This window comes from Dyadobacter psychrophilus (assembly GCF_900167945.1).
In the GTDB taxonomy this organism is placed as follows: Bacteria; Bacteroidota; Bacteroidia; order Cytophagales; family Spirosomataceae; genus Dyadobacter; species Dyadobacter psychrophilus.
This window is the reverse complement of record NZ_FUZA01000009.1, coordinates 170,293-179,786: the sequence shown is the minus strand read 5'-3', so window position 1 is coordinate 179,786 and position 9,494 is coordinate 170,293. Positions and strand designations below refer to the sequence as shown.

Sequence of the window (9,494 nt, the reverse complement as noted above, 5' to 3'; positions counted from 1 at the left end):
TATCGGCTTACCGCATTTACTATGCCCGTTACGAAGGCGATACGCCAGCATTGATAGCCACCGTTACCACGCCCCCATCGCCGCTGGCAACCACATTCAACCACGAAGGGCTTACTTCCTTTGCAGGCTGCTATTATGTGACGGCAGTCAACCGGTTTGGGGCCGAGAGCGCCCCTAGTAACATTGTATGCAAGGACAACTGCCCTATGTATGTGCTGCCTAATGTATTTACCCCAAATGCAGATGGCAAAAACGACGTCTTCCAGCCTTACGAATGCCCTGCTTTTGTGCAGTCCCTGGAATTCAAAGCATTCAACAGATGGGGCGCGCAGGTGTTCAAAACCAATGATGTCAACATTAACTGGAACGGTAAAACCAACAGTGGAAAGGACCTGGCAGCAGGACAATATTATTATGAAGTAACCATCTTCTTCGAGTCTTCAAAAAGAGAAAGCACACCTACCACAATCAAAGGCTGGGTGCAGATCATCAGATAAGGACGTCTTTTTTCTTTGGCGTCGAAGTATTTCCTTTGTAGCCCGGTCGGAATGACCGGGCTTTTTTATTCAAATCCCCAAACGAAAACGATCATTATGAAAAGTGCATACATCTTCCCCGGACAGGGTTCCCAGTTCAAAGGAATGGGACTTGATCTTTATCAGTCCTCAGACTCTGCAAAAACGCTTTTTGATCAGGCTAACGGCATTCTTGGCTTTGATATAACCAAAATCATGTTCGAAGGCACTGACGAAGAACTCAAACAGACGAATGTAACACAGCCTGCTATTTTCATACATTCGGTTATACTTGCAAAAATCAGCACCGATTTTGACCCTAATATGGTTGCTGGTCATTCATTAGGTGAATTTTCCGCATTGGTTGCCGCAGGCGCATTATCGTTCGAGGATGGACTGAAACTCGTGGCTAAACGCGCGGATGCGATGCAGAAAGCGTGTGAGATCCGTCCTTCCACCATGGCGGCGATCCTGGGGCTGGCTGACAACATTATCGAAGAAGTTTGCGCAGGCATTACAGATGAAATTGTAGTCCCGGCGAATTACAACTGTCCCGGGCAGGTCGTAATATCAGGCACAATTGAAGGTGTTGAAAAAGCTTGTGAGCTGTTGAAAGCTGCCGGTGCAAAAAGAGCATTGATTTTACCGGTTGGTGGCGCATTTCACTCGCCATTGATGGAGCCTGCGAGGGAAGAACTGGCATCAGCGATCCATGCGGCGGAATTTCAGCCGCCGATTTGTGCAGTTTACCAAAACGTAAATGCCAAGCCTGCCACCGAGGTAAACGTGATTAAAGAAAACCTGATTTCGCAATTGACGGCGCCCGTAAGGTGGACGCAATCCATTGAGCAGATGGTAAATGACGGCGCAGAAACCTTCATTGAGTGCGGTCCGGGAAAAGTGCTTCAAGGGTTGGTAAAGAAAATCGCTTCCAATGTTGAAATAAAAAGCATTTAATTTTTTTCACCAAAAACTTGACATCCTGAATTAGCCGCATTACTTTTGCACCACTGTTTACGGTTTTGGCCGATGGTGTAATGGTAACACAGGACATTTTGGTTGTCTTATTCAGGGTTCGAGTCCTTGTCGGCCAACAGTTAAAAAGCAAGACCGCTGTAATTTAAATTACGGCGGTCTTTTTTTATATCTTCCCCTCCGCATCCCAATCAAACTTTTAACATTATTATGGATCAGCCTTACTTGAAGATCAATTCCCGGATTGTGATCTTCGGAGATTCCCTTATTGCTCAAACAACCGGCAGCGCCATCAATTACACGGCCTTCCAATCCACTGCATTGGCTACTTATGCGTTGCTCAGAATCAACAATTCCCTGTTCTTGCCCGTTAACGGCAACAAAGGGATTTCAGGGAACACAACTACGCAAATGCTGGCCAGATTAGGCGCAGCTGTTGCCCTCAATCCTGCACTCGTGATCATGGATGGCGGGACAAACGACGCGGCCGGTGGCGCAAGCGCTGCAACTATTATCAGCAACCTCACCTATATCCACAATGCTTTCAAGGCAATAGGCGCTTACGTGGTCATTATCACGATCCCGCCGAGGTTTGCACCTGCGGCATTAAGCCCGGCTGCGGAAATTGTCAGGAATACGGTGAATACATTCATTAAAACATTAACCTCCGAAACTACAAAGGCGGTTAATCTTGATCTGGTTGTTAACAATGCTGCTTTTTATGCAGATGGTCTGCATTTCAATCCTACCGGTGCATATGCGGCTTCGACGCCTGTCGCAGAGGCCTTGCTGGACTTCATTCAGCCAACCAACCTTGCAGATAGTTTCTTTGCGGACAATTCATTTACAGCGAACCCAATCCTGGCCGGAACCACCGGAACAAAGAACACAGCAACCGGGACCGTGGCAACGAGCTGGCTGCTTGACGCGGGCAGCGCAGGCGGCGCGGTGGTTACAGGTAGTAAAACCATGGACAACGGGCTCAACCAGCAAGTGATCTCGATTTCCGGAAGTTATACAGGCAGTAGCAGGTCGGTCGTATTGTCTCAGGAATTTAACACGAGTGGCCTTGTGGCGGGTGATGTTGTAGAAGCATTTGGCGATATAGAAATATTGACAACTGACGCAAATATCCTGGACTTTAATGTGGGCCTGCTGGTTTGGACATCCGGCTATGCCAATCTGGCCAACGCCGAAAGTATCCTGGCGCTGGACCAGGTTCCGTCTCCATTGCCAGCCGGAGGCCGGTACACATTCCGAACTCCTCCTATCACCATCGCTGCCGGAATTCCGGCTATTGTGCGGCAAGCGGTGAAAGTGGATCTTGTGGACAGAGCCAGTGCCACACCCATTGCAGCGAGCTTCAAAGTTCATCGGATTGGGGTTCGCAAGACAGTGTAGAAAATGATCAGCTTAGGAAGGGCTTATTGCAAAATGGGCTCTTTTTTGTGCCTTTCTTTTTAAGAATCTGTACAAATTAGTCGACGAACTGGCCATTATTATCTATGAATTGGCCGATTTTATCGATCAGAGGGCCTTTAAGCTACAAATTTCCAAAAATGGTGACTTATAATAATTTGCGGGTATAATATTTCCAGATGAAATATTAAATTTACTATGTTTTAACCTAAACGGCACCCAACATGAAAATTGAGAAAGTTAAAAAGCGCGACCGAGAGCGTACAAAAAGTAAAATCCTCAAAGCAGTAGGCGAAGTAATTGAAAAACATGGAACAGAAAAAGTAGGCGTAAATTTAATTGCCCGAACGGCGGGCGTCAACAAGGTCTTAATCTACCGATACTTTGAAAGTGTCGACGGATTAATGGAACAATATGTAAAATCGGGCGAGTACACTTCTACTACCGGAACCGAATACATTGATAACATTCCTACCTTGGCACCCGAAGAACGCAGCAAAGCCCTTACCAGTCTGATGCACACTTTTATGAATGATTTGCGGGAGCGAAAAGCCACCCGCGACCTTTTGCGCTGGGAAATCGGAACCGGCAAATCCATGTTATCGGATGCACGTAACCAGGTTGCGACGCGTATCCTCGACAAAATCGGCAACCTGCCCAATTACAGCGACACTAGCGCGCTTGTGTCGTTTCTCTCCGCCGGCATTTACTTTATGACCATTTCCACTGATTATCGTGAAAAAATGATCGACGTTGACCTGCATTCAGATGAAGGCTGGCAACGCATTGAAAAAGTGATCGAACACATTATTACGGACATCCGCAACTAACCTGCTGAGAAAATTATTGAAGGAATTTTACTTGTTACCAGGGAGTGTGCAGCTATTTCATTTGAAATATTGTACACTCCTTGTTCTATATTTGCGTTCTCTGCAAATACTTGCCGCAGGTTAACAGTCAATGAGCGTCTTAAAAAAATTAGCCAGCGAAACCGCTATTTATGGCATCAGCACGATGCTGGGGCGATTTCTGAATTATCTGCTGGTTGCCTTACACACCAAACTTTTTGAACCGGAACAAATTGCCGCCCAGGGTCAGCTTTATGCATACGCGGGGCTCGGGATGGTGCTTTATACATTCGGAATGGAAACGGCATTTTTCCGTTTCGCCCGGCAAGAAACCGACCGCAAGGCATATTACAACCTGATTCTCAGCGCTGTCATCATTATCAGCGTATTTTTCTCCGGCTTGTTATTCCTTTTTGCCGGCCCGGCTGCGGAGTTTATTAAATACCCGGAAAGCGTCTCGCTGGTAAGAATGTTCGCGGTAATTATGGCGATCGACGGCATAGTATCGATCCCGTTTGCGCGTTTGCGGCTTGAAGGGAAAGGAAAAAAGTTCGTTGTGGTGCGCGTTGCCAACATTGCGATCAACATCTTTTTGAACCTGTTCTTCCTTGTGGTTTGCAGGGATATCCACGCTGGAAAATATCTGACTTTCCTTCAACCTGCCATCGACGCCATTTACGATCCCCTGCGTGCGCCAGACTACATTGTCATGGCCAACTTGGTTGCTAATGTGCTGTTTTTCGTGATGCTAAGAAAGGAATTTGCCGATTTCAAATTCGTATTTAATAAAACACTTTTTCGTCCTGTCTGGATTTATGCCTACCCGATCATGATCATGAATGCGGGTGGTGTGCTGAATATGCTGTTTGACAGGGCATTCATTCAATTTCTGCTGCCAGAGAATTTTTATCCGGGCCGAACTTCCAAGCAGGCAATCGGGATCTATGTGCAATGTTACAAGTTGTCGATCTTCATGAATCTGGCGATCCAATCGTTCAAATATGCTGCGGAGCCGTTTTTCTTTTCAAAAGGAGAAGATAAGAGTGCGCCCCCTGTGTTTGCCAAGGTGACCAAATACTTCATCATTATCTGTGTGCTGATGTGGGTGGGCATATGCCTGAACCTGGACTTGCTGGCAGCATTGTTTTTAAAACAAAAGATCTATCACGAAGGATTGCCCGTAGTGCCGTGGTTGCTGGCAGGTTACCTGTTCCTGGGTGTTTACTACAATCTCGCTACGTGGTTTAAGCTTACAGACAAAACAGAATACGGGACCTGGCTTACGTTAATGGGCGCTGGGATCACCATTGCGACCAGTTTTATTCTCGTGCCGCAGATCGGTTACCTGGGTTTCGCCATAGCATTTGCTGCTTCGTCCTTTATTATGGTCGCGTTGTGTTATTATTTTGGCCAAAAATATTATCCGGTTCCTTATGACGTCCTTTCTGCCGTGGGCTACATTGGCATTGGCGGGCTGGTGATCACTGCCTCAGCATTCATTAAAATCCCGGACCTCTATATTGCAGTTCCCGTGCATATGCTGATCCTGGCGATCTTTGCTGTGGTTGTATTTTTGATTGAGCGGAAGAACATTCCTTTTTTGAACAGGAGATAGCAGGCCTTATTTCTCCATTTCCCGAAGCAGCTTATTGGAAAACAGGAATTCTTTTAACTCCGGAACATCCGTTCTAATAATCTCAGAATTAACCCCTTCCCACAGCTTGGCTCCCTGATAAAGGAACATAATGTTCTGCCCGATTTCCATCACGGAGTTCATATCGTGCGTGATAATGATCGTCGTGATCTGGTATTCTTCGGTAATTTCTTTGATCAATTCGTCAATCTTCACGGAAGTCAGCGGATCCAGTCCGGAGTTGGGTTCATCGCAGAAAAGATACATCGGGTTCATTACAATAGCCCTGGCGATCCCTACGCGTTTTTTCATCCCGCCGCTGATTTCCGAAGGCATTCGTTTGGCGGCCGCTTCCAAGCCTACGCGCTGTAAACAAAATGCAACACGCTCCTGCTTTTCCTGAACGGATTGGTCAGTAAGCATATCCAGCGGAAACCGTACATTTTCCTCAACGGTTTTAGAATCAAAAAGCGCCCCTCCCTGAAAGAGAACGCCCATTTCGCGCCTTATAGACTGCTGTGTTTCTTTATCACAATTATAAAAATCCCGGCCATTATAGAGCACATTACCCTTATCCGGCTTCACGAGGCCGATCATGCATTTGAGCAAAACACTTTTTCCCGTTCCGCTGCCGCCTATGATGAGGTTGGTTTCTCCTTTTTTAAATGATGCACTAATGCCTTTTAAAACTTCCTTACCATTAAATGCTTTGGATATATCGCTTACTTCAATCATTTGCTGATTCAGTTATTCTTAATTCATGGCTAAATGTGCTTTTACAATAAAAGCTGGGCTAAAAGATAATCGGCAACCAAAATAGAGATACAGCTGTTGGTAACCGCTTCTGTGCTCGACCTACCCACTTCCAACGCACCGCCGACTGTAAAAAATCCCTTGAACGAAGATATTGTTGCGATCAGGAAGCCAAAAACAAAAGGTTTTACGCACATGAAGAAAATATTGTAGGGCACAAATGAATCCCTAATCCCGTATAAATAATCGCGCTCGGTAATCACGCCGGTTAATGTTCCCGCCAGGTAACCGCCCAGAATCCCGAGAAATGCGGAAAAAATGACCAGCATAGGGAAAGTCAGCATCGCCGCAATGACTTTTGGCAAAACCAGATAAGACGATGAATTGATCCCCATCACCTCCAATGCGTCAATTTGCTCGGTAATGCGCATGGTGCCCAGCTCACTGGCAATGTTGGAACCGACTTTTCCCGCCAGCACGATGCATGTGATCGTAGGAGCAAGTTCCAGAATTTCCATATCCCGCACGATCAGCGCAACGGTTGATATCGGAATGATCGGGCTGACAAGGTTATAGGCCGTTTGAATGCAGGAAACCGCCCCGATGAATGTGGAAACGATGGCAACAATGAATATTGAGCTCACCCCTATTCCCACACATTCTTCCATGAGCCGCCGCCAGTACACCGATAGTTTTTCACCCTTTCCGAATAGCGTTCCTAAAAAAATGAAGTATTTCCCGATTACAGACATGATATCTTAATTGTATTCAATATTTTCGGGAAAAATAGGCAAAAAAAGAAGCAATCAGAAAAATGAATCCATTAGCGGTTGTTACCGGAGGTACGAAAGGGATTGGAAAAGCATGCATCGAACGGTTTTTAGGTGAAGGGTTTGATGTAATCACTTGTGCGAGAAACGCTAATGATCTCGAAGAGCTGGAAAAGGAATTAACTAACCGGTTTGCCAATGCCAGACTCTACTACCAGGCCGCTGATCTTTCCCTGAAAGAGGATCTCAGTGCATTTATTGATTTTATTATTTCAAAAAACAGAATTACAGAGGTCCTTATTAACAACACCGGCGTATTCATTCCGGGCCAGATCCATAATGAAACGGAAGGCACTTTGGAAAAAACAATAGAGACCAATCTTTACAGCGCCTATCACCTCACACGGGCAATCGTTCCCGGAATGATGGAAGAACGGAAAGGTCATATTTTCACCATGTGCTCTACAGCAAGCATTATGGCTTATCCGAATGGCGGTTCATACTGCATTTCCAAATTCGCGCTTTACGGAATGACCAAAGTGCTTCGGGAGGAAATGAAGCCGCATAATGTAAAGGTAACTGCCGTATTACCCGGTGCAACGTTTACGGATAGCTGGAAAGGCGCAGACTTACCCGAAGACCGGTTTATGGACTCGAAAGATATTGCGGATACGATTTGGGCTGCGTATACATTGTCCCCAAGGGCCGTGATGGAGGAAATATTGATCAGACCGCAGCTCGGAGATTTAGATTGATTGGTGTACAATAGCGCAATTTTACTAAATTGCCGCATTTTTAAAATTATTTATTAAACCCATATTTCATTTCATGGAACAATACCTCGGTATAGACGTGGGCGGTACTAACGTAAAAATGGGGATCGTTGACGCTACGGATGGAAGAATTTCAAATTTTTACAGTCACGATACCGCCAGCTGGCGCAGTTCAGGGCATTTTATTGAACGTTTGGGTGATGCGATAGCGCTCCAGCTTGTTGAATATCCCGAGGTTAAAAGAGTTGGAATCGGCGTTCCGGGCCTCACTACCCGCGACAGGACTACATTGATCGAGATCACAGCTATCCCCGAAATTGACGGAATTGCCATTGTCCCCGATTTGAAACAAAGGTTTCCGGATCACGATTTTTATCTTGAAAATGACGCCAATGCAGCTGCGTTGGGCGAATATTATTTTGGTGAAGACAAGCTTCCTGAGGACTATATTTTCGTAACGCTCGGCACAGGCATCGGCGGTGCGGCGATCATTGATAAGAAAGTCTTCAAAGGCGGTGGCGGAAATGCTATGGAGCCAGGCCACGTGCCTTCTAAGAACGGCAAAGTTTTGGAAAGGAACATTGGTAAAAAAGAGCTTCTGGACCTTGCCATCTCCATGCGTGCCAGTTATACAGGGCAAACGCAGCTTCCATCTGACGGAACAATCTCCACAACGGGCCTTGTAGCGGCCGCGTCGAAAGGCGATGAGCTGGCGATGCAGGTGTTCCAGGAAATGGGTTATCTGCTGGGTGAAGGATTGGTTTCCATGATCCGCATTCTGGACATTACAACGATCCTGATCGGCGGCGGGATTTCTGCTTCGTTTGAATACATTCTGCCCGCTATTAATGAGCGTTTTGAATACTGGTTAACCCCATATTACCTGAAAACAATAACCATTAAGAGAGCCACATTGGCCAATGACGCAGGTCTTTTGGGCGCGGCTTCTTTATGTTTTGATTAATAGCATTTTACCTTACTCGCTGAACGGTCCTTTATATCCTCCACAATTTTTACCTGATGAAGTTATCAGTAATTGTCCCCGCGTACAATGAAGAAAAAACAATCTGGAAAGTGCTCGAGAAGCTCAAATCCGTTGAATTGATTGGTGGTTTTCAAAAGGAAATTGTGATCGTAAATGATTGTTCAGCGGATAATACCGAGGGCGTAGCCAAAAGATTTATTACTGAAAACCCCTCATTAGAGGTAAGTTACTTTCGTCACGAATACAATCAGGGCAAAGGCGCCGCATTACATACAGGCATTCGCAAAGCCAGCGGCGACTACATTATCGTGCAGGATGCCGATCTGGAATATGATCCGGAGGAATTCAATATTCTACTTAAACCGGTTATCAATGGTTACGCCGACGTAGTTTATGGATCCAGGTTCATGGGTGGACGCCCGCACCGCATCCTTTTCTTTTGGCACACAATCGGCAACAAATTCCTGACTTTCCTGAGTAACATGTGCACCAATCTGAATCTGACGGATATGGAAACCTGTTACAAACTCTTCCGGGCGGATCTGCTCAAAGGCCTCAATCTCAAAGAAAACCGCTTCGGTTTTGAACCCGAAGTGACGGCCAAAATCTCAAAAATCCCCAAAATCCGCATTTACGAAGTCGGCGTTTCCTACTATGGCCGTACTTACGAGGAAGGTAAAAAGATTAACTGGAAAGATGGATTCCGCGCGCTTTACTGCATTGTACGGTATGGTTTGGGCCGTTAGAAAACTCAGACGCCCCGTGTAATAGTTATTGTAATCCATTTTCCTGTTTTCTTCGTACTTACGGAAAAACCTTTATC

10 protein-coding genes and 1 tRNA gene are annotated in these 9,494 nt (G+C 45.9%); 9 read left to right on the top strand and 2 right to left on the bottom strand.

Annotated elements, in window-relative coordinates; translation table 11 throughout:
* The 6 genes from B5X68_RS25445 to B5X68_RS25420 form a co-directional block, all read left to right on the top strand.
* Positions 1–497: T9SS type B sorting domain-containing protein (locus tag B5X68_RS25445; protein WP_141110412.1), on the top strand; the 497-nt coding region annotated here is incomplete at its 5' end.
* A 96-nt stretch (positions 498–593) separates the two neighbouring features.
* Entirely contained in the window at positions 594–1,472 is an 879-nt protein-coding gene (fabD, locus tag B5X68_RS25440) for an ACP S-malonyltransferase (RefSeq protein WP_082217591.1), read from the top strand.
* Positions 1,473–1,538: 66 nt separating this feature from the next.
* Positions 1,539–1,609: transfer RNA gene (locus B5X68_RS25435), tRNA-Gln, on the top strand.
* 91 nt (positions 1,610–1,700) lie between these two features.
* Positions 1,701–2,891 (top strand): SGNH/GDSL hydrolase family protein, encoded by a 1,191-nt coding sequence (locus tag B5X68_RS25430; RefSeq protein ID WP_082217576.1) that lies wholly within the window; start codon positions 1,701–1,703, stop codon positions 2,889–2,891.
* 242 nt (positions 2,892–3,133) lie between these two features.
* Positions 3,134–3,739, top strand: coding sequence for a TetR/AcrR family transcriptional regulator (locus B5X68_RS25425; protein WP_082217575.1), 606 nt, complete (start codon positions 3,134–3,136; stop codon positions 3,737–3,739).
* 130 nt (positions 3,740–3,869) lie between these two features.
* Positions 3,870–5,372 (top strand): lipopolysaccharide biosynthesis protein, encoded by a 1,503-nt coding sequence (locus tag B5X68_RS25420; protein WP_082217574.1) that lies wholly within the window; start codon positions 3,870–3,872, stop codon positions 5,370–5,372.
* 6 nt (positions 5,373–5,378) lie between these two features.
* Here the strand turns inward: B5X68_RS25420 and B5X68_RS25415 are convergent, their stop codons facing one another.
* On the bottom strand, positions 5,379–6,125 hold the full coding sequence (locus B5X68_RS25415; RefSeq protein WP_082217573.1) for an ABC transporter ATP-binding protein: 747 nt from the start codon (positions 6,123–6,125) through the stop codon (positions 5,379–5,381).
* A gap of 41 nt (positions 6,126–6,166) precedes the next feature.
* Complete coding sequence (locus B5X68_RS25410) at positions 6,167–6,895, bottom strand: MlaE family ABC transporter permease (RefSeq protein ID WP_082217572.1); 729 nt, start codon at positions 6,893–6,895, stop codon at positions 6,167–6,169.
* A gap of 62 nt (positions 6,896–6,957) precedes the next feature.
* On the opposite strand from B5X68_RS25410, the gene B5X68_RS25405 reads away from it, so the two are divergent.
* From B5X68_RS25405 to B5X68_RS25395, 3 genes are all read left to right on the top strand, one after another.
* A complete protein-coding gene (locus B5X68_RS25405) occupies positions 6,958–7,668 on the top strand; it encodes an SDR family oxidoreductase (RefSeq protein WP_082217571.1) in 711 nt (236 codons plus the stop codon).
* Between the two features lie 73 nt (positions 7,669–7,741).
* On the top strand, positions 7,742–8,650 hold the full coding sequence (locus B5X68_RS25400; protein WP_082217570.1) for an ROK family protein: 909 nt from the start codon (positions 7,742–7,744) through the stop codon (positions 8,648–8,650).
* A gap of 56 nt (positions 8,651–8,706) precedes the next feature.
* Positions 8,707–9,417 (top strand): glycosyltransferase family 2 protein, encoded by a 711-nt coding sequence (locus B5X68_RS25395; RefSeq protein WP_082217569.1) that lies wholly within the window; start codon positions 8,707–8,709, stop codon positions 9,415–9,417.
* Positions 9,418–9,494 lie beyond the last annotated feature (77 nt).

Excerpts from the sequence above, each read along its gene's own strand:
- B5X68_RS25420 (WP_082217574.1), top strand. The coding sequence starts at position 3,870 with ATGAGCGTCTTAAAAAAATTAGCCAGCGAAACCGCTATTTATGGCATC.
- B5X68_RS25425 (WP_082217575.1), top strand. The coding sequence starts at position 3,134 with ATGAAAATTGAGAAAGTTAAAAAGCGCGACCGAGAGCGTACAAAAAGT.
- B5X68_RS25415 (WP_082217573.1), bottom strand. The coding sequence starts at position 6,125 with ATGATTGAAGTAAGCGATATATCCAAAGCATTTAATGGTAAGGAAGTT.
- fabD (WP_082217591.1), top strand. The coding sequence starts at position 594 with ATGAAAAGTGCATACATCTTCCCCGGACAGGGTTCCCAGTTCAAAGGA.
- B5X68_RS25410 (WP_082217572.1), bottom strand. The coding sequence starts at position 6,895 with ATGTCTGTAATCGGGAAATACTTCATTTTTTTAGGAACGCTATTCGGA.
- B5X68_RS25405 (WP_082217571.1), top strand. The coding sequence starts at position 6,958 with ATGAATCCATTAGCGGTTGTTACCGGAGGTACGAAAGGGATTGGAAAA.
- B5X68_RS25395 (WP_082217569.1), top strand. The coding sequence starts at position 8,707 with ATGAAGTTATCAGTAATTGTCCCCGCGTACAATGAAGAAAAAACAATC.
- B5X68_RS25400 (WP_082217570.1), top strand. The coding sequence starts at position 7,742 with ATGGAACAATACCTCGGTATAGACGTGGGCGGTACTAACGTAAAAATG.
- B5X68_RS25430 (WP_082217576.1), top strand. The coding sequence starts at position 1,701 with ATGGATCAGCCTTACTTGAAGATCAATTCCCGGATTGTGATCTTCGGA.